Genomic DNA, 17,826 nt, shown 5'->3' on the forward strand with positions numbered 1-17,826 from the left:
CGCCTGGCCACCTTGTTCATCCTCTTCAGGCGGGCCGCAGCGATGCGGCCCGTTTCCCACCGACCCATGGAAGACGATCGATGGCGACCACCTTCTTGAAGAAAGCGGCCAAGACGCCGGAATCCGAAACGGACAACGCCCGCTCGGTCGTCACCGAGATGCTCGCGACCATCGAAAGGGGCGGCGAAACCGCCGTCCGTGACTATGCCTTGTCGCTGGACAAATGGGCCGGCGACATTGTCATGAGCCCGGAGGCGATTGCCGAGCGCACACGCGGCATCCCGCAAGCGATCAAGGACGACATTGCCTTCGCGGCCGGGCAGGTCCGTCGTTTCGCCGAAGCGCAGCGCGCTTCGGTCACCGATTTCGCGATCGAAATCTCGCCGGGCCTGACGCTCGGGCAGAAGCTCGTGCCCGTCAACACGGCCGGCTGCTATGTCCCGACCGGCCGCTATGCCCATATCGCGTCGGCCTATATGTCGGTCGCGACCGCCAAGGCTTCGGGCGTCCAAACTGTGGTGGCCTGTTCCGCGCCCTATCGCGGCGAGGGCATTCACCCGCATGTGCTGCACGCCATGCAGGTCGCCGGCGCCGACATCATCCTGTGCCTCGGCGGCGTCCAGGCCATCGCTGCCATGACCTTCGGCCTCTTCACCGGCCGCAAGGCGGATATCATCGTCGGCCCCGGCAACAAATATGTGGCTGAAGCCAAGCGGATGCTGTTCGGCAAGGTCGGCATCGATGTCTTCGCCGGCCCTTCCGAGGTGGCGGTGATCGCCGATGAGACCGCCGATCCCTTGATCGTCGCGACCGACCTGGTCGGGCAAGCGGAGCACGGACACGAAAGCCCGGCCTGGCTGATCACATCGTCGCGCCAGGTGGCTGACGAGGTGGCGCGCCTCATCCCGGACCTGATCGGGACGCTGCCACCGACCGCGCGCGATGCGGCCGGCGCGGCGTGGCGGGACTATGGCGAGATCGTCCTTTGCGACACGCGCGAGGAGATGGTCCGCGTGTCCGACGAATACGCCTGCGAGCACCTCGAAGTGCATTGCGCCGATCTCGCCTGGTGGCACGAGAACCTGACCAATTACGGGTCGCTGTTCCTCGGAGAGGAAACCAACGTCGCCTTCGGCGACAAGGTCTCCGGTCCCAACCACATCCTCCCGACGAAATTCGCCGCGCGCTACTCGGCGGGTCTGTCGGCGCACAAGTTCCTGAAGCCCCTCACCTGGCAAAAGATGACCCGCGAGGCCTGCCGCACTGCGGCACCGGTCTCCGCCCGCATCTCGCGCCTCGAGGGCATGGAGGCCCATGCGCGCACGAGCGACGTGCGCATGGCGAAATATGCGCCGGGCGCCAATGTCGACCTTGGCGCGCCGGTGGAGGTGTGATGGCCTTCGCGCTCGCCCCGCTCTTCGATCTCACTGGCCGCACCGCCCTCGTCACCGGCGGCAATAGCGGCATCGGCCTCGCCATCGCCCGCGCGCTCGGCCTCGCCGGAGCGAGCGTCATTCTGCTGGCGCGGCGCAGCGCGGACCTGGAGGCGGCTGCAGCCCGGCTGCGGAGCGATGACGGGATCACCGCATCGGTCGTCGTCGCCGACCTGGCGGCGCCGGATTTCATCCCGCCGCTGTTGGCAAAGCTCGCACCGGAGCGGAACCCGATCGACATCCTCGTCAACGCCGCCGGCGTGAACCTGCGTCAACCCTTCGGCGCGGTGACGGCCGAGAGCTTCGACCTGCACATGGCGCTGCATCTGCGCGCGCCCTTCCTTCTGGTCCAGTCTCTGTGTCCCTTCATGGCGGCGCGCGGATGGGGACGCGTCCTCAACATCGCATCGCTGCAGAGTACGCGCGCCTTCCCCAACAGCGCCCCTTACGGCGCGGCGAAAGGAGGGGTCGTCCAGCTCACCCGCGCCATCGCCGAGGAATGGTCCCGCCGCGGCGTGACCTGCAACGCCATAGCGCCCGGCTTCTTTCCGACGCCACTGACAGAACCGGTCTTCGCCGATCCCGTGCGGGCCGCCCGCAATGCCGACCAGACGGCAATCGGCCGCAACGGGCGCCTGGAAGACCTGTACGGCGCCAGCGTGTTCCTCGCCTCGGACGCGTCGCTCTATGTCACCGGCCAGACCCTCGCCGTCGATGGCGGCTTCACTGCCAAGTGAAGGCGAACACAGGATCCGATTCGCATGAAGGCCCTCGTCTATCTCGGTCCCAACCGCCTCGTCCATCGCGACGAGCCCGATCCCGTCCCGAACCCGGGCGAGGTTCTCGTCCGGGTCGAGGCGGTCGGCATCTGCGGCTCCGACATGCATGCCTATCATGGCCATGACAGCCGCCGCCCGCCGCCGCTTATCCTCGGCCACGAAGCGGCGGGCCGCATCGTCGGCGGCCCCTGGGATGGCCAGCGCGTGACCATCAACCCGCTGGTGGTCGATCCGAGCTGCCCCTATGCGATCGAGGGACGCTGGCACCTCTCGCCCTCGCGGCAGATCATCTCCATGCCGCCGCGTGCCGGCGCATTCGCCGAACTCGTGACCATCCCGGAGCGCAATGTCGTCGCCATTCCCGACGACCTGCCGATCGAGATGGCCGCCCTGGCGGAGCCGATTGCGGTGGCCTGGCATGCGGTGCGGCTCGGCGTCGAGCGGCTGCATCAGCCCCTGGCCGCCTGCCGCACCGTCGTGCTTGGCGGCGGCGCGATCGGGCTGGCATCCGCCCTGGTCGCACGGCTTTTCGGCGCCCGGCGGATCAGCCTCGGCGAACCCAATCCCCTGCGCCGCCGCACCATCGGCGAGCACGAGGGTTTCGATGTCTATGCGCCGGGTGGCGCCACCGACCCGGCCGACAACAGCGTCGACCTCGTCATCGACGCCGTTGGGGCCGATGCCACCCGCGCCGCCGCCTCGGCCATGGTCCGCCCCGGCGGGGTCATCGTCCATGCCGGGCTTCTGCCGGGCACCGACGGGCTCGACCTGCGCAAGATCACGCTTCAGGAGGTCACGCTGACAGGGACCTATTGCTACACGCCGACCGATTTCGCCCAGACGGTTGCAGCCCTCGCCGCCCGGTCGCTGGGCACGCTGCGCTGGTTCGAGGAGCGGCCGCTCGCCGGGGGACCGGGAGCTTTCGCGGATATCGACGCCGGTGCGACCCCGGCCGCCAAGATCATCCTGCGCTGCGGCGCCTGACCGCCGCCTGTGACCCTCACCAGGCCGCGGTCAGCCCCTCGGCCTCGGCCTTCCGGCGCAAGCCGAGCCGCCGCTGGCCAGGCAGACGCGCGCCGGCCTGCGCCTCGATCATGCCGGCAAGCCTCGACAGGCGCTCGGCGAGATGATCCCCGCCCATGGCGGCGGGATCGATGACGATGACCAGTTGCCCGGTGCGCGGGGGTCCGCCCTCCCCGTCCAGGAAGGATGAGGCCTCCGCCGCGAGATGCGCGCCGACCAGCGCCGCGGCGAGGATCTCGATCATCAGCGCCAGGGTCGCCCCCTTGGCATCGCCCATCGGCGTCATCGTGCCCGCGAGCGCAGCCGCCGCATCGGTGGTCGGCCGCCCGTCGGCATCAAGCGCCCAGCCTTCCGGGATGGTTTCGCCCTTCTGATGCGCGGCGGCGATCGGTCCACGTGCCACCTTCGACATCGCCATGTCGATGACGACGGGTTCGCGGCCCTTGAGCGGCGCGGCAAAGGCGAGGGGGTTGGTGCCGAACACCGCCTTTGATCCGCCCCAGGGCGCGATCGCACCGGGTGTGTTGGCGAACATCAGGGCCACGAGACCCTGTTCCGCCAGAGCTTCGACATGGAGACCCGCGGCGCCGCAATGGTTGGAGTTGCTGATCGGTGCGCAGGCGATCCCCTGCGCGCGGGCGACCGCCGGGAGCTCGGCGATCACCAGATCGATCGCCGGATAGGCGAAACCATCCCTGGCATCCACCGCCAGAACGCCCGGACGGGGATGCGACGCGGCGGGTGTCGCGCGGCCATCGATCTTGCCCGCGCGGAGCATGGTCAGATAGGTCGGCACGCGGGACAGCCCGTGCCCCTTGAGGCCGTCGGCCTCGGCGCGGACGAGCGCGCGCGCGACCGAGAGCGCGTTCCCGGCGCTTGCGCCTTCGGCTTCGAACCTGCCTGCGACATGGGCGATACCGTCGGCGATCGACAAGGTGCGGCTCATGCAGGAACTCCTTCCAGGGCGCGACGGACGGCTTCGACAGTCACCCATGAGACGCGCGTGTTCGATTCAGCCGTCACCCCGGCGATATGCGGGGTGAGGATCAGGTTGGGGCAGCCGACAAAGATCTCCGCCTTGTCTGCCTTCAGGGGCTCGACAGCGAAGACATCGAGCGCCGCTCCGCCGATCGTTCCGGCCTTCAGCGCCGCGACGAGCGCTGCTTCGTCGACGACACCGCCCCTGGCGGCGTTGATCAGGATCGCGTCGGGTTTCATGGCGGCGAGCTCCGTGGCCCCGATGCAGTCCCGCGTTGCGGCGGTCAGAGGGACATGCAGGCTGAGCACATCGCTGAGCCGCAGGAGATCGTCGAACGCGACCGGTTGGACGCCAAGCGACCGGAAGGCCGGATCATCCGCGCCAAGGAACGGGTCATGGGCGAGGATCGTGACGCCGAAAGGCACGGCCCGGCGGGCCGTCTCGCGGGCGATCGCCCCGAATCCGAGCAGGCCGAGGCTCTTGCCCATCAGTTCACGGCCCATCAGGTCGGTGCGCGGCCACTGGCCGGCGCTGACCCGGTCGGTTGCGAACCAGGCGCGGCGGAGCAGCATCAGGGCGGCGGAGATGACATATTCGGCAACCGAGGCGTCATTCGCTCCCGTAGCGGGAAACACCGCGATGCCCCGGCCGGCGCAGGCTTCAACGTCGATATTGTCGAGCCCGACGCCCAGCCGTCCGATCGCCTTCAACCGCGGCGCAGCTGCCAGCAGTTCCGGGCGCACCTGCGTCCGGTTGCGCACGATCAGCCCGCGCGCTTCCGCCAGCAAAGCGAGGAGCGCTTCCGGACGGTCGACCAGCGTGGGGTCGTAGTGAACGTCGAAGCCGGCCAGCCCCCCGGTGATCGCCGCCTCATCCATGAATTCGCTGATGACAATATCGGGCATGGCGCGTTCTCAGCCGAGGAGTGTGAGACCAGTGACGACGACGAGGAGGATCCAGAGGGTCGCCCCGACGAACACCGCGCCATGGCGCCATCCGATGGCGCGCAGCGCGGCGAAGGAGGTACCAAGCCCCAGTGCCGCGATCGCGACGAGGAGTCCGAGGCCCGAGGCCTGGATCAGTGCTGAGCGGATCGGGGCATAGGCGAGGCTCGCGGCCAGGGCGGGCTGGGCGCTCATCCATGTGTTGAAGCCACAGAGAGCGATGAAGACGAAGGCGAAAACGGGGGCTGGAACCTTGGCGCTCCCGGTCGCCTCCCCTTGCCGGGTGAACCACCAGCCGATGCCGACGACGACCGGCAGAAGCAGAAAGACGCGGAACAGCTTGACGATCACGGCCGTGTCGCCGGTGGCCTCGGACACCGCATAGCCGGCGCCCACCACCTGCGCCATGTCGTGGATCGTCGCGCCCAGCATGATTCCCGTCGTGCGCGCGTCGAACCCCAGCGCGGCGCAGAGCGGGGGATAGGCCAGCATCACGACGGTGGAGAGGACATTCGCCATCACGACCGCGAAGGCGACATCCGCACTCTTGTTTGGCGAGTTCGGCACCACGGTCGCGGTCGCCAGAGTCGCGGACGCCCCACAGACGGCATTGGCGGCACCCGCAAGGGCGCCATAACCGGCCTCCCGGCCCATGAGGCGGGCCAGCGCCATGGCCAGGATGATGGTCGTGGCCATGGACAGGATGACGAGGAGGGCAACGCCGAGACCGAGGCCGGCGATGTCACCGAGAGCGATACGCAGGCCGAGGAGACCGATCGCCCAGCGCAGCAGCTTCTTCACGCAGAAGGTCAGGCCGGGCTGGAACGTGGCCCGGCTGGCGATCCCGTTCAGCGCGACGCCGATGATCAATGCGATCACCATGGCCGGCAGGGCCAGCCGCCCGCCGGACAGGACGGCGAGCGCTGGCTCAGCGAGCGCCGCCGCCAGCGCAACAAGGCCGGCGAGGGCGAGGCCCGGGACCAGGGGCGAGAGGATGCTCATGCGCCCATCCTGGGCGATATGGCACCGGCCCCGGCCGGGCCCCCCCTGCGCTTGGTCCGCAGGGCGACCGCTGTCGCGGTCACGCCGAGCGGTAGAGCTTGGTCATCACGAACTCGCGGTGGCCAAGCGCTTCCGCCGCCGTCAGCCGCCCATTGGCGGTGCGCACGATGTTGGCGATCAGCGCATCGCCCGCCTCGGGGATCGTCATGTCGCGGCGCAGGATCCCCGACACGTCGACATCGATATGTTCGGGCATGGTCCGCATGGTCTGCGGATTGCCGGTGATCTTGATGACGGGCACGATCGGGTTGCCGATGACGTTGCCCTGTCCCGTGGGGAACGTGTGCACCACGTAACCGCCGGCGGCCATCAGGGTCACGCATTCGGCAGCGGCCGAGGACGTGTCCATGAAATAGAGCCCGGGCCCCCTGGCCGGTGCCTCTGCCGGCTGCAGGATGTCGATATAGGTCGAGTTGCGACCGATTTTCTCGAGATTGCCGAGCGCCTTCTCCTCGATGGTCGACAGTCCGCCCTTGATATTGCCCTTGGTCGGCTGCGAGTCGGAGAGATCGGAGGTCTTGAACTGCTCGATCACGTCGTCCTGATAGGCCTTCCACATCTTGTACCAGCGCTCGCCGACCTCCGGGGTGGCCGCGCGCGCCTTGCACAGATGTTCCGCACCGGTGATCTCGGAGGTTTCGCCGAACACGCCATAGATGCCCTTCGGCAGAAGCTTGTCATACATGTTGCCGACGGTCGGGCAGGAGGACAGCCCCGTGGTCGTGTCGCTTTCGCCGCATTTGGTCGAGACCCAGAGCTCGGCAATGTCGCATTTCTCGCGCTGAAGCTCTGACGCCCATTGCACGAATTCCTTGGCGACATAGGACGCCTTGGCGATCGTGCCGATGTCGCCGACACCCTCGATCCCGAAGCCGACGACCGGCTTGCCGGTCTTGGCAATGCCATCGACGATGATCTTGGTCCAGCCGTCCTCGATCCCGATCACCACCACCGCAGCGACATTCGGGTTCGAGCCGATGCCGATCAGGGTGCGGAAATGCAGGTCGAGGTCTTCGCCGAACTGCAGGCGGCCATAGGCGTGGGGCAGGGCGAGCGTGCCCTTGACGTTGTTGGCGACGGCTTCACAGGCCGCGTTCGACAGGTCGTCGAGCGGCAGGATCACCACGTGGTTGCGGACCCCAACGCGCCCGTTCTCGCGCCGCCATCCCATGAAGGAGGAGGCGGCGGCCGTGGTACGGCGTTTGGGTTTGGGCGCCTTGAAGGCGGGCACATCGATCTTCCGGCCCTTGATCTGGGCGAGCCGGTTCCGGTTGAGGTCGAAATTGGCGACGATCGTCATGACGGATCTCTCCTCACCAGCGCTTGGTCTTGAGATTGTGGACGTGGACGTAGTCGCCCTTGGCGGCCGGGCCGATGATCTTGCCGATGTCCTGGCCGTATTTGATGGCCGTGTCGCCGGCCTTGAGGTCCTTCAGCGCCACCTTGTGGCCGATCGGCACGTCGGCTTTGGCGGTGAGTTCGAAGGACGAATTGTCGTGGGTGACCACGCACAGCATTTTCGTGCCGGCCTTCAGGCCTTCGACCACGACCACGCCGACATTATCCGCCGTCTCATGCACGAGCAGGTGCGGCTTGCTCATCAAATCCCTCCCGGAACGCATGTCTGACCGCCGTTCTCGACGGCCGCTCGGGAATGTCTTATATAAGTTATATGATAGATGACAATGCCTCTTCGTCGCCGCTGTCGCGCAAGGCTGCCCCGCCGACCGATTTCGGCTTCCGGCCGCTTTATCGTCAGGTGAAAGAGGAGTTCGTGCGCCGCATGGTCGACGGGCGCTGGGCGACGGGCACCGCGCTGCCGAGCGAGCAGGGCCTCGCCGCCGAACTCGGCGTGAGCCAGGGGACTGTGCGCAAGGCGCTGGACGAACTGGCCGCCGAGAATGTGCTGGTCCGTCGCCAGGGACGCGGCACCTATGTCGCCGAACATGACGAAGCGCGCATCCTGTTCCAGTTCTTTCGTCTTGTTCCCGATGACGGCATCGCCCGTTTCCCTGACAGCGAGGTGCTGTCGCAAGGTGTTCATGCCGCGCGCAAGGACGAGCGCGACGCGCTGGTGCTTCCCTCCGGCGCGAAGGTCGCCCGCATCGGCCGCGTCCGCTCGCTTGGGCGTTCGCCCGTCATTCTGGAGACCCTGTCGCTGCCCGACAGGCTGTTCCCGGGGCTCACGCAGTCGCCGGTGCCGAACAGTCTCTATGCGCATTATGCCGCACATTACGGGATCACGATCGCCCATACGACCGAGCGGCTGAAGGCGGTGACCCTCGCCGGCGAGGACGCCGCCCGTCTTGATCGGCCGGACGGCCATCCTGCGCTGCGCGTCGAAAGGCTGGCCACCGCGCTCGATGGCCGCGCCGTAGAATGGCGCGTGAGCCTATGCCTGACCGACTCCGCGCATTACCTTGTCAATGACGCGCCCAAAGGACCGCACAAAGCGGCCGGAACTTGAACCAGACATCACAGGAGGAAACTGCCCATGACCATGTTCCCCAGAGCGACGCTCGTCGCCAAACTCGCCCTCGCGGCTCTTTGCGTCGCCGGCCTGACCCGGACCGCTGAGGCGCAATCCTTTCCGGCCCGGACGATCTCCCTGGTCGTGCCCTTCGCCGCCGGCGGTCCGAGCGACGTCATCGCGCGTCTGCTTGCCGAGCATATGGGCCGCACGCTGGGCCAGAGCGTCGTGGTGGAGAACACGGCCGGTGCCGGCGGCACGACCGGCGCCACGCGCGTGGCGCTTTCCCCGGCGGACGGATACACCGTTCTCATCCACCATCTGGCCCTGAAGGCAGCGCCCGCGCTTTACAACAACCTGCGCTATGACACCGCTGCGGCCTTTGAGCCGCTCGGCATGATCAATACCGGCCCGATGGTCCTTGCGACCAAACTGGCTCTCGAGCCCAAGACGGCGTCGGACTTCTTCGCCTATGCCCGCGCCCAGGGCGACCGGCTGACCATGGCCCATGCCGGCGTCGGTTCCAATTCCCATCTCTGTGCGCTGCTGATCGGCCAGGCGAGCGGCGCCAAGCCCACGCTCATCGCCTATCGGGGCACCGGCCCGGCCATGAACGACCTCGTCGGCGGCCAGATCGACGCGCTCTGCGACCAGTCGACCTCGGCCATTCCCCAGATCCAGGGCAACCGCATCCGCGGGCTTGCCGTCACCTCGGCGGAACGCCTTGCGATCATTCCGAACGTCCCGACCACGCGCGAGACCGGAACCGCGATCGACATGACGATCTGGCACGGTCTCTACGCGCCGCGCGGCACGCCGGCGGAAGCCGTCGAGAAGCTGTCCGCCGCGCTGCGGGCGGCGGTGGCCGACCCGGCGATCAACGAGCGCTTCGCGTCCTTCGGCACGAGCAGCTTCCCGGCCGCTCAGCGCACGCGTGAAGCCCACAAGGCCGCCTTCGACGCTGAGATCGCCAAGTGGGCGGCGACCCTGCGTGCCGCTGGGGTGGTCGCCGGCGCGGCGAATTGACGACCAGCCGAGTTCGCGCGCGGGCGTCACATCCGCCACGGCTTGTCCGGCATCAGGGCCGGACACAGGCGGGTGCGATCCGCCATGATGGATAGCACCCGGGACCGGAGTCTGACGGTCCGCGGGTTGGCACCGGGATCAAGCGACCGGCGCTCATTCACACGCATCTGGACGATCATCGGGGCCCTTGTCCCGATGGCTCGCCTTTCGCTTGTCCCATGGGCCTCGATGAGCCGGCTCACAGTGTCCGCGCGGCAGGCCTCTCAGACGGCCAGTCCCATCTCCACCAGATGCCTTGCGCCCTTCTGCAGGTTGGTCTGGTCGCGGACTTCGAGCACCAGGCGGGGATTGGACGTGAGCCGGCCGAGCGCGCGGAAGACGGCGATCCAGTTGATCGTGCCTTCACCGGGGAGCCAGTGGCGGTCAGCGAAACCGTCGGCATCCTGGATATGGACATGTTCCAGCAGGTTGCCGGCGGCGATCACATGGACATCGACCGGCGGCCCGCCGGTGGAGACATGGGCATAATGGGCGTGGCCGGTATCGAGCGACACCTTGACGTTGGGCGAGGAAAAGCTCTCCGCCAGCCGGACGCGGTCCATGGGGTTCTTGTCTTCGATGTTTTCGATGACCAGCGTGACGCCCAGGTCCTCGGCCCGCTTCACCACCGAGCCGAGCGTCAGGTGCGTGCGTTCGATCAGCTTCGCGGCCTCGTCCGGGAAGACCTGCAGGTTGTTGAATCCCCAGGTCGTCGCCGGCGAGTGGATCACCATCTGGGTCGCACGAAGCTTTTCGCAGACGGCGAGAGCCGTCAGGAAGCGGTCGGTGACGACGCGGCGGACTGCCGGATCATGGCTCGCGATCGAGAAGCCCCAGAACGGTCCGTGGATGCCGAGCCGGCCAGTATGGCCGTCGAGCGTCTTTTTCGTCGCCGCGATGACGTCGGAAAAGTCGCCATCCAATGCCTCCGGCTTGAAGAAGGCCTGCAACTCGAGGTCACGCTGGCGTTCGATCAGCCAGTCGCGGTGAAGGCCGAGATTCTCGTGGGCGATGGCAGCACCGAGGGTCGGCAGGTTCGACAATGTCATGATGGGTGTGATCCGGATCAGCGAAGGGTCGGGTCGAGACGGTCGCGCAGCCAGTCACCGACCACGGAGACTGCGAGCGTTGTGAGGATGATGACGACGGCCGGCGACAGCAGGATCCAGGGGGCCGTCTGGATGTACTCGCGGCCATAGCCGACCATGTTGCCGAGCGAGGTAAGGGGCGGCTGAACGCCGAGGCCGAGGAACGACAGGCCGGACTCGAGCAGTATGACCTCGGGAATGTTGAGCGTCATGGCGACGATAAGGGTCGAGGCGATGTTGGGAAGGATATGGGCACCATAGACGCGGAAGGGCGACGCGCCGATCTCGCTCGCCGCGGCAGCATATCCCTGTTCCTTGGCGGCAATGGCAAGGCCACGCGTGATGCGGGCGATCCGTTCCCATCCGTGCATCCCCATCAGAAGGATGAAGAGCGTCAATGTGTTGCCGAAAAAGGCCAGGACCGCCAGGGCGATGATGAGAAACGGGATCGCCGCCATGAAATCGATGGCCCCAAGGATGACCTGTTCGATCCAGCCACGGAAATGGGCGGCCAGAAAGCCGAGGCTGACCCCGATGGCAGCCGCGATCAACGTCGAGAGGAAGGCAATGACGAGGCTCATGCGGACCGACTCGATCAGCCGTGAAAGGACATCACGGCCGAGTTCGTCGGAGCCGAGGAGATGGCGGAACGTGCCGCCCATGAAGACCGGCTCTGCAAGACGGTCTCGCAGGTCGAGCGCCATGAAGTCGTAGGGCTTGAGCCAGTCGGCGAAAATCGAAACGAGCGCGATGCAGGCGATCCAGGCGAGCGCCAGAAGGACAGCCGGAGGCCAGGCGCGGAAGAACCGCCGCCGCCCGCTGGTCTCGACTTCGGTTGAGGGCAGCGCGGCGTCGCTCATGTGCCACCTCGCGCCAGGCCGCCCCGTGCGGTCCGCAATCGCGGATCGACGAAGCCGTAGACGATGTCGACGATCAGATTGGCCGAGACCATGGTGACCGTCACCAGCAAGAGGATCGCCTGTACCACCATCAGGTCGCGGTTGCCGACCGCCGAGACCAGCAGGCGGCCGACCCCTGGCCAGGCGAAGACGCTTTCGACCACCACGGCACCGGCGACCAGCGAGCCGATCATGAAGCCGGCGATCGTCAGCGTCGGAATGGCGGCGTTCGGGAACGCATGTCCGATGACGACCGCGCGCCAGACCAGACCCTTGGCCAGTCCGGTTCGGATGAAGGGCTGGCCGAGCACCTCGAGCATGGCCGACCGGGTGAACCGCGCGAGGACCGCCGCACCGGCGACGCCAAGCGTGACGATCGGCAGGATCGCGTGGCGCCAGCTGTCCGCACCGGCCGCCGGCAACCAGCCCAGCTGGACGGCGAAGACAAGCATCAGTCCCAGGCCCAGCACGAAGCTCGGCACCGTGTAGCCGGTCACCGAGAAGGCCATGACCAGACGGTCGATCCAGGTGTCGCGCCAGAGGGCCGCGATGATTCCCGCCGAAATGCCGATCACCAGTTTGATGATCAGGGCCGGAATCGTGATGGCGAGCGTGACAGGTATGCGTTCTGAGACCACAGCCCAGGCATCGCGCCCATCGCGCATCGACCGGCCGAGTTCGCCATGGGCGAGGTTCCAGAGATAGCCTAGATATTGCTTCCAGAGCGGTGCGTTGAGCCCCCATTCCTCGCGGAAGGCGGCGATGGCTTCCGGCGGCGCATCGGCGGAAAGGATCAGGATCGCCGGGTCGCCGGTGGCGTTGAGGATGAAGAACGCGAAGGTGAGCACGAGGAGAATGGTCACCAGGGCGCGAAAGGCGCGCGACGCGATATAGCCGAGCATGATCAGGCGGCCTCGCGGGCGGGCGTTGAAAGGACCGGGAAATGGCATGCCGCGAAGCGGCCGTCATCGAGAGGGCGCAGCAGCGGGGCCTCGCTGCGACAGCGGGCTTCGGCGCGCGGGCAGCGCGGGTGGAAGGCGCAGCCAGGGGGCGTATTGATCGGGCTCGGCGGATCGCCCTGGAGCGACGCGCGCGCGCGGCCGCGCGTCAGAGGGGTCGGGATCGCCCCGACCAGCGCCCGGGTATAGGGGTGGGCCGGGGCGTGAAACAGGGCCTCCGGGTCGCCGCGCTCGACGATACGGCCGAGATACATGACCGCCACTTCATGGGCGACCTGGCGGACCACTTTCAGGTCGTGGGAAATGAACAGATAGGTCAGCGAGAATTGGTCCTGCAGGTCCAGCAGCAGGTTGATCACCTGGGCCTGGATCGACACGTCGAGCGCCGAAATCGGTTCGTCGCAGACCAGCAGCTTCGGCGACAGGATAAGGGCTCGGGCGAGCACCACCCGCTGGCGCTGGCCGCCGGAAAGCTCATGAGGATAGCGGTCGAAGAAGCGCGACGAGAGGCCCACCGCATCCATGATGGACAGCGCCTTCTGACGGCGTTCCGCCGCTGTACCGAGGCCATGGATCAGCGCCGGCTCCATGACCTGCTTGCCGACGGTCAGGCGGCGATCCAGCGCCGAGAGCGGGTCCTGATAGACCATCTGCATGGTGCGACGCTGCGCGCGCCACCGGGCATCGCGTACCGCGCCGACCGGCTCGCCGTCGAACACCACCTTCCCGTCGTCGCGCGCCAGCGTCCCGAGCACGAGGCGGGCTGTCGTCGACTTGCCGCAGCCCGATTCCCCGACGAGGCCAAGCGTGCGGCCGGCGGGAATGGAAAACGAGACGCCGTCGACCGCCTTGAGGACGACGGGGGCACCGAAAAGCCCGCCACCGCCGCGGACAAGGTAATGCTTCACGAGGCCCTCGACCTCAAGGAGAGCGCTCATGCCGCGATCTCCAAGGAGGTCGCAGGGCGGGCGCGGAAGCAGGCGGTCCGCCGATCGGCGGCGACAGCATCGAGCGAGGGGATCGCCGTGACGCAGCCGGCGATCGCGGCCGGGCAACGCGGCGCGAAGGAACACCCGGGCGGCAGCGCCGCAGGATTGGGCACCTGACCGTGAATGGCGGTGAGGCGACGACGCGGGCCGCCGACATCCGGAAGCGCGGCGAGCAGTCCCTGCGTGTAGGGATGGCGAGGATCGTCGAACAGGGCATCGACAGGTGCCTCCTCGACGATCCGCCCGGCATACATGACAGCGACCCGGTCGGTGATGTCGGCGACGATGCCGAGATCATGCGAGATCAGCACGAGCGCCATGCCGGTCTCCCGGCGCATCTCGGCAAGCAGATCGAGGATCTGCGCCTGAATGGTCACATCGAGCGCAGTCGTCGGCTCATCGGCGACCAGCAGATCAGGCTCGCCGGCCAGCGCCACCGCGATCATCACGCGCTGGTTGGTGCCGCCCGACAGTTCGTGCGGATAATCGTCGATCCGGCGGGCCGCCGACGGGATATGAACGCGGTCCAGCAGACGCCGGGCCTCGGCGCGGGCGGCAGCGGCATCGAATCCGCGATGGAGGCGGACCGCCTCGGCGATCTGGGTGCCGACACGGTGCACAGGGTTCAGGGAGGACGTCGGGTCCTGGAAGATCAGCGCGACCCTTTTGCCGCGCACACCGGCCATCTGATCGCGGGTCAGACCCTGGATCGGCCTGCCGTCCAGGAGGACCTCGCCAGCGATCCTGGCCTTGGCCGGCAGAAGCTTGGTGGCGGCAAGCCATGTCACACTCTTGCCGGAGCCGGATTCGCCGACGAGGCCCAAGGCCTCGCCGCGGCGGATCGTCAGCGAGACTCCATGCAACGCCCGGACCCAGTTTCCACCCACGGGAAAGTCGACCGTCAGGTCCTTCAGTTCGACGAGTGGGCTGGTCATGAACGCTCCTCCGGATGCCGGCCGCGCCGGAATGGGCGCGGCCGCTGGCAGGCGATGCCGGGTCAGCGGGTGGCCGGGACGATGCGGAAGTTCGACGCCCGGAAGTCCATCGCCTGGGTCGGCGAGGGCTTCCACTCGATGTCCTTGCGCTTGCCGAAGAAGAGTACCGAGCGGTGGAGGACCGTATAGCCCGGGTCCTCACGCTCGATGATCTCCATCATCCGGCGGAACGTCGAACGGCGCTCATCGGCATTGGTCGAGGTTTCCAGCACCGTGCACAGCCCGTTGAAGTCGGCGTTGGTCCACTCGCCGGCCTGCTGCTGCTGGCCACGCTCGCAATGCTGGTTGACGATCGAGGACACCGGATCGTTGAAGGGGGCCGAGTTCGACCAGTCGCGGATGGCGCGCGGGTTCTGCGGATTCGACCGGTCGAAAATCTGCTGCCAGTTCTCGACCATCTGGAGCTGCACGTTGAGACCAACGGCCTGCCACATCTGCTGCAGGGCCTGCGCGGTCGGGACCTGGTTGGTGTAGTAGCCCGAGGCGACCCGGTAGGGGATGACTTCACCGCGATATCCAGCTTCCTGCAGCAGGCGGCGGGCAAGGGCCGGGTCGAAGGCCGGCACGGTCCAGTCGGAATGGAACATCGGGCCGTAATATTCCCACTGCAGGCCAGCGGGGACCGAGGTCTTCCCCTGGAAAAGCGCCTCGACGATCAGGTTCCGGTCGATGGCATGGGTCAGCGCGCGGCGGATGCGGGGATCCTGCAGACGCGGATGGTTCTTATCGAACACCAGAAGGCGGTGATTGAGGATGGCGCCGCCGATCACGTCGTGACGCGCCGAGCGCTCGATGGCCCGGAACTGGTCGGGCGGAACGTCGGTGATGAAATCGAACTGACCGGACAGAAGCCCGTTCACCCGGGTGGCGATTTCCGGCACGACGACGAAGCGGAGTTCGCGGATCGGCGGGCGACCGCCCCAGTAGTCGTCATGGGCCTCAAGGACGAGAATGTTGTCCGGGCGGAATTCCTTGACACGGTAGGGACCGGTGCCCACCGGGCGGCGGGCCCAGGCGCCCCAGTTCTCCGCGGCCTGGAAGCCGGCCCGGGAAATGATCTCGGTGCCGTTGCGGGTCAGACGGCCTTCCAGCGTCAGGTCCGCCACGCGGTTGGTGTAGCGCACGGTATAGGGGCCGACGGCCTCCATCGAGCCGAAGGCGGGCAGCAGCCGGCCGGCGATGGCGACCGCCTCGCGCGGCACCGAGGTCGCGCCCTGCGCGCCCTGTGCGAACAGCGTCGCGGTGGGCTGGCCGCTGGTCTGCGGATTGGCCTCACCCGTGCCCCACATGCGTTCGCGGCCGAAGGTGAAGACCACGTCCTCGGCCGTCATCTCGCGGCCGTCGTGGAACTTGACGCCGCGGCGCAGCGTGAATTCGATGGTCTGGGGGTCGATGCGGCGGTAGCTCTCGGCAAGGCCGGGCTTGAGGCTGAGATCGCCGGTCTTGTCCACCTCGATCAGGTTCTCGAAGATCGAATCGAAGATGCGCGCGCCGACATTGGACTGCTCGCGCAGCGGCTCGAGAGCACCGGACGTCACGATCTGCTGCACGGCAATGGTGATGACCGGCCGCGTGTCGGCAGGCTGGGCCGATAGCGGTGCCGCGAAACCGGCGATGATCGGCAGCGCGACCACCAGGCGGCGGGCGAGTTCGGGTATGCGTAACGGCATGGCGGACCTCCAAGCGGCGGGTGAGGCTCACGAGTGCCACGGCGATGTGAAGGTAAGGTCGCGGTGCGATGACTGTTCGAAGACATCGCAGGCATGAAGCGCCCCGAACAACCCGCACTTCAGCGAGACGGTCCTGGCGCTCGACGAGACCTTTGCAACCCATCGGATCCAGCCGCTGATCGGCAGCACCAACTCAGACAGCCGCACGCAATCATCGCTCGTGCGCGCGTTTCTGTCGCGCAAGCCGGAGGCGCTGGCGCTGACCAATGACGAGCACCAGCCCGACCTGCGCCGTCTTCTGGCGCGGACCGACCTGCCAGTGGTCGAGATCTGGGGCCGACCGGAGGATCCGATCCAGCATGTCGTCGGGTTCTCCAGCCGCGAAGCCATGCGCGACCTGACCTTTGCCCTGATGGATCGTGGCTCCAGCAACATCGTCTATGTCGGCGAGAATGCCGACGAAGGCACCTGAAGCGGCGAGCGGCTTCGCCGAAGCCCACATGCTGCGCGGCGTCGACCATCCGCGGATGTGCTCCATCGGCCGGCCACCAGCGACGATGTCGGATGGTGAGGCGGCGCTGGCTGTCGTCATGCGCGACTGTCCCGGGGCGGACCTCATCATGTGCGTGTCGGACCCTCTGGCTTTCGGAGTCATCAATGCACGGAAGCGCCGCGGCGTGCGTGTCCCCGAGGACATCGCCGTGGCGGGCTTCGGTGATTTCGAAATCTCGCTTATCGCCTTGCCGGCCATCACCACGGTCAAGGTCGATCCGCGCACGATCGGTCGAATGACGGCGGAACTGATCCTGACGCTGCGCGCGCGGGGGTCCAAGGACCGCTCGCCGTCACCGGTGATCAAGCGGATCGAGACTGCGACCGGTATCAGGGCCAGCGCTCCGGGAAAACCGATCTGAGCCGGCAAGGTTTGACGGATCGCCAGTTCCCTCCACGGACGGGTTGCGGGCGTATGGCGAGCCGCTGTCGCCAACCGGGATGCTGCGGGAGTCTTGAAGGCTGCAACGACGGCCAGTCTCGATGCTGCCGGCGTCCTGGAAGCAAGCGCGTTGGGTCCCCGCTGTCGCGTTTGATGGGATCGTGAGCGGGTCCGAAATGTCCTTCCGCCTGTTCCGGTGGGAACAGCGGCGATGCCGGGGCGGCTCTAGGGTCATCACATGGGCGGAATGGTTCGCCAGCAACCCCACAGGAGACCACCATGACCCGCAAGCTCGCCATTGCCGCTTTCGCCGCCAGTCTTGCCGCCTGCCCGATGCTCGTCAGCGAAGCCGAGGCGCAGAACGCGCGTCGCTCCAACAACCATCTTGCCATCGGCATCGCGGCCGGTGTGGGCGGTCTGCTGATCGGCTCGGCCATCGCCAATGCCCAGTCCCGCCAGTATGTCGACCACCGCTACGGGGGGCACTCCGGCTTCGGCTATGGCCGGCCCCGCTTTGTCAATCGGCGTCCAAAGTTG

At 67.3% G+C, this 17,826-nt stretch carries 18 protein-coding genes and 1 pseudogene; 8 read left to right on the forward strand and 11 right to left on the reverse strand.

Annotated features, from left to right (window positions below):
- Nucleotides 1–80 precede the first annotated feature (80 nt).
- Genes hisD through Q0C57_RS18815 form a run of 3 tightly spaced genes read left to right on the forward strand, consistent with a single transcriptional unit; the run spans nt 81 to nt 3,196 of the window.
- Nucleotides 81–1,394, forward strand: coding sequence for a histidinol dehydrogenase (gene hisD / locus Q0C57_RS18805; RefSeq protein WP_296578767.1), 1,314 nt, complete (start codon nt 81–83; stop codon nt 1,392–1,394).
- On the forward strand, nt 1,394–2,170 hold the full coding sequence (locus Q0C57_RS18810) for an SDR family oxidoreductase (protein ID WP_296578769.1): 777 nt from the start codon (nt 1,394–1,396) through the stop codon (nt 2,168–2,170). The genes hisD and Q0C57_RS18810 overlap by 1 nt, the downstream gene beginning before the upstream one ends.
- A gap of 24 nt (nt 2,171–2,194) precedes the next feature.
- Nucleotides 2,195–3,196 carry an alcohol dehydrogenase catalytic domain-containing protein gene (locus tag Q0C57_RS18815; RefSeq protein WP_296578771.1) on the forward strand — a complete coding sequence of 334 codons (1,002 nt, stop codon included), beginning with the start codon at nt 2,195–2,197 and terminating at the stop codon, nt 3,194–3,196.
- 16 nt (nt 3,197–3,212) lie between these two features.
- Here Q0C57_RS18815 and Q0C57_RS18820 read toward each other — a convergent pair whose 3' ends face one another.
- From Q0C57_RS18820 to Q0C57_RS18840, 5 genes are all read right to left on the reverse strand, one after another.
- Nucleotides 3,213–4,181 (reverse strand): Ldh family oxidoreductase, encoded by a 969-nt coding sequence (locus tag Q0C57_RS18820; RefSeq protein ID WP_296578773.1) that lies wholly within the window; start codon nt 4,179–4,181, stop codon nt 3,213–3,215.
- Nucleotides 4,178–5,119, reverse strand: a complete 942-nt coding sequence (locus Q0C57_RS18825; protein ID WP_296578775.1) for a hydroxyacid dehydrogenase — start codon at nt 5,117–5,119, stop codon at nt 4,178–4,180. The genes Q0C57_RS18820 and Q0C57_RS18825 overlap by 4 nt, the downstream gene beginning before the upstream one ends.
- A gap of 9 nt (nt 5,120–5,128) precedes the next feature.
- The gene (locus Q0C57_RS18830) at nt 5,129–6,160 is read right to left on the reverse strand and encodes a putative sulfate exporter family transporter (RefSeq protein WP_296578776.1); all 1,032 of its coding nucleotides are present in this window, start codon (nt 6,158–6,160) and stop codon (nt 5,129–5,131) included.
- A 79-nt stretch (nt 6,161–6,239) separates the two neighbouring features.
- Nucleotides 6,240–7,391 (reverse strand): UxaA family hydrolase, encoded by a 1,152-nt coding sequence (locus Q0C57_RS18835; protein ID WP_296578805.1) that lies wholly within the window; start codon nt 7,389–7,391, stop codon nt 6,240–6,242.
- Between the two features lie 142 nt (nt 7,392–7,533).
- The gene (locus Q0C57_RS18840; protein WP_296578778.1) at nt 7,534–7,821 is read right to left on the reverse strand and encodes a UxaA family hydrolase; all 288 of its coding nucleotides are present in this window, start codon (nt 7,819–7,821) and stop codon (nt 7,534–7,536) included.
- 71 nt (nt 7,822–7,892) lie between these two features.
- On the opposite strand from Q0C57_RS18840, the gene Q0C57_RS18845 reads away from it, so the two are divergent.
- Nucleotides 7,893–8,687 carry a GntR family transcriptional regulator gene (locus tag Q0C57_RS18845; RefSeq protein ID WP_296578780.1) on the forward strand — a complete coding sequence of 265 codons (795 nt, stop codon included), beginning with the start codon at nt 7,893–7,895 and terminating at the stop codon, nt 8,685–8,687.
- 27 nt (nt 8,688–8,714) lie between these two features.
- Complete coding sequence (locus Q0C57_RS18850) at nt 8,715–9,716, forward strand: tripartite tricarboxylate transporter substrate-binding protein (RefSeq protein WP_296578782.1); 1,002 nt, start codon at nt 8,715–8,717, stop codon at nt 9,714–9,716.
- A 263-nt stretch (nt 9,717–9,979) separates the two neighbouring features.
- Here the strand turns inward: Q0C57_RS18850 and Q0C57_RS18855 are convergent, their stop codons facing one another.
- From Q0C57_RS18855 to Q0C57_RS18880, 6 genes are all read right to left on the reverse strand, one after another.
- A complete protein-coding gene (locus Q0C57_RS18855) occupies nt 9,980–10,798 on the reverse strand; it encodes a sugar phosphate isomerase/epimerase (protein WP_296578808.1) in 819 nt (272 codons plus the stop codon).
- A gap of 23 nt (nt 10,799–10,821) precedes the next feature.
- Complete coding sequence (locus tag Q0C57_RS18860; protein ID WP_296578785.1) at nt 10,822–11,703, reverse strand: ABC transporter permease; 882 nt, start codon at nt 11,701–11,703, stop codon at nt 10,822–10,824.
- The gene (locus tag Q0C57_RS18865) at nt 11,700–12,644 is read right to left on the reverse strand and encodes an ABC transporter permease (RefSeq protein WP_296578786.1); all 945 of its coding nucleotides are present in this window, start codon (nt 12,642–12,644) and stop codon (nt 11,700–11,702) included. Before Q0C57_RS18865 ends, Q0C57_RS18860 begins: the two co-directional genes overlap by 4 nt.
- A 2-nt stretch (nt 12,645–12,646) precedes the next feature.
- Nucleotides 12,647–13,639, reverse strand: a complete 993-nt coding sequence (locus Q0C57_RS18870) for an oligopeptide/dipeptide ABC transporter ATP-binding protein (RefSeq protein ID WP_296578788.1) — start codon at nt 13,637–13,639, stop codon at nt 12,647–12,649.
- Nucleotides 13,636–14,625, reverse strand: a complete 990-nt coding sequence (locus Q0C57_RS18875) for an ABC transporter ATP-binding protein (RefSeq protein WP_296578791.1) — start codon at nt 14,623–14,625, stop codon at nt 13,636–13,638. Before Q0C57_RS18875 ends, Q0C57_RS18870 begins: the two co-directional genes overlap by 4 nt.
- Nucleotides 14,626–14,687: 62 nt before the next feature.
- Nucleotides 14,688–16,355 (reverse strand): ABC transporter substrate-binding protein, encoded by a 1,668-nt coding sequence (locus Q0C57_RS18880; RefSeq protein ID WP_296578794.1) that lies wholly within the window; start codon nt 16,353–16,355, stop codon nt 14,688–14,690.
- 220 nt (nt 16,356–16,575) lie between these two features.
- On the opposite strand from Q0C57_RS18880, the gene Q0C57_RS18885 reads away from it, so the two are divergent.
- The 3 genes and pseudogenes from Q0C57_RS18885 to Q0C57_RS18895 all read left to right on the forward strand — a co-directional run.
- Nucleotides 16,576–16,827 carry a hypothetical protein gene (locus Q0C57_RS18885; RefSeq protein WP_296578797.1) on the forward strand — a complete coding sequence of 84 codons (252 nt, stop codon included), beginning with the start codon at nt 16,576–16,578 and terminating at the stop codon, nt 16,825–16,827.
- Entirely contained in the window at nt 16,808–17,269 is a 462-nt protein-coding gene (locus Q0C57_RS18890; RefSeq protein ID WP_296578799.1) for a substrate-binding domain-containing protein, read from the forward strand. Before Q0C57_RS18885 ends, Q0C57_RS18890 begins: the two co-directional genes overlap by 20 nt.
- Nucleotides 17,270–17,568: 299 nt before the next feature.
- A pseudogene (locus Q0C57_RS18895) lies at nt 17,569–17,826 on the forward strand (hypothetical protein); the annotation flags it as partial.

The organism is Phreatobacter sp. (assembly GCF_022843985.1).
Classification (GTDB): domain Bacteria; phylum Pseudomonadota; class Alphaproteobacteria; order Rhizobiales; family Phreatobacteraceae; genus Phreatobacter.

Coding starts and splice junctions, on each gene's coding strand:
- hisD (WP_296578767.1), top strand. CDS start 81: ATGGCGACCACCTTCTTGAAGAAAGCGGCCAAGACGCCGGAATCCGAA.
- Q0C57_RS18810 (WP_296578769.1), top strand. CDS start 1,394: ATGGCCTTCGCGCTCGCCCCGCTCTTCGATCTCACTGGCCGCACCGCC.
- Q0C57_RS18815 (WP_296578771.1), top strand. CDS start 2,195: ATGAAGGCCCTCGTCTATCTCGGTCCCAACCGCCTCGTCCATCGCGAC.
- Q0C57_RS18820 (WP_296578773.1), bottom strand. CDS start 4,181: ATGAGCCGCACCTTGTCGATCGCCGACGGTATCGCCCATGTCGCAGGC.
- Q0C57_RS18825 (WP_296578775.1), bottom strand. CDS start 5,119: ATGCCCGATATTGTCATCAGCGAATTCATGGATGAGGCGGCGATCACC.
- Q0C57_RS18830 (WP_296578776.1), bottom strand. CDS start 6,160: ATGAGCATCCTCTCGCCCCTGGTCCCGGGCCTCGCCCTCGCCGGCCTT.
- Q0C57_RS18835 (WP_296578805.1), bottom strand. CDS start 7,391: ATGGGATGGCGGCGCGAGAACGGGCGCGTTGGGGTCCGCAACCACGTG.
- Q0C57_RS18840 (WP_296578778.1), bottom strand. CDS start 7,821: ATGAGCAAGCCGCACCTGCTCGTGCATGAGACGGCGGATAATGTCGGC.
- Q0C57_RS18845 (WP_296578780.1), top strand. CDS start 7,893: ATGATAGATGACAATGCCTCTTCGTCGCCGCTGTCGCGCAAGGCTGCC.
- Q0C57_RS18850 (WP_296578782.1), top strand. CDS start 8,715: ATGACCATGTTCCCCAGAGCGACGCTCGTCGCCAAACTCGCCCTCGCG.
- Q0C57_RS18860 (WP_296578785.1), bottom strand. CDS start 11,703: ATGAGCGACGCCGCGCTGCCCTCAACCGAAGTCGAGACCAGCGGGCGG.
- Q0C57_RS18865 (WP_296578786.1), bottom strand. CDS start 12,644: ATGCTCGGCTATATCGCGTCGCGCGCCTTTCGCGCCCTGGTGACCATT.
- Q0C57_RS18870 (WP_296578788.1), bottom strand. CDS start 13,639: ATGAGCGCTCTCCTTGAGGTCGAGGGCCTCGTGAAGCATTACCTTGTC.
- Q0C57_RS18875 (WP_296578791.1), bottom strand. CDS start 14,625: ATGACCAGCCCACTCGTCGAACTGAAGGACCTGACGGTCGACTTTCCC.
- Q0C57_RS18880 (WP_296578794.1), bottom strand. CDS start 16,355: ATGCCGTTACGCATACCCGAACTCGCCCGCCGCCTGGTGGTCGCGCTG.
- Q0C57_RS18890 (WP_296578799.1), top strand. CDS start 16,808: ATGCCGACGAAGGCACCTGAAGCGGCGAGCGGCTTCGCCGAAGCCCAC.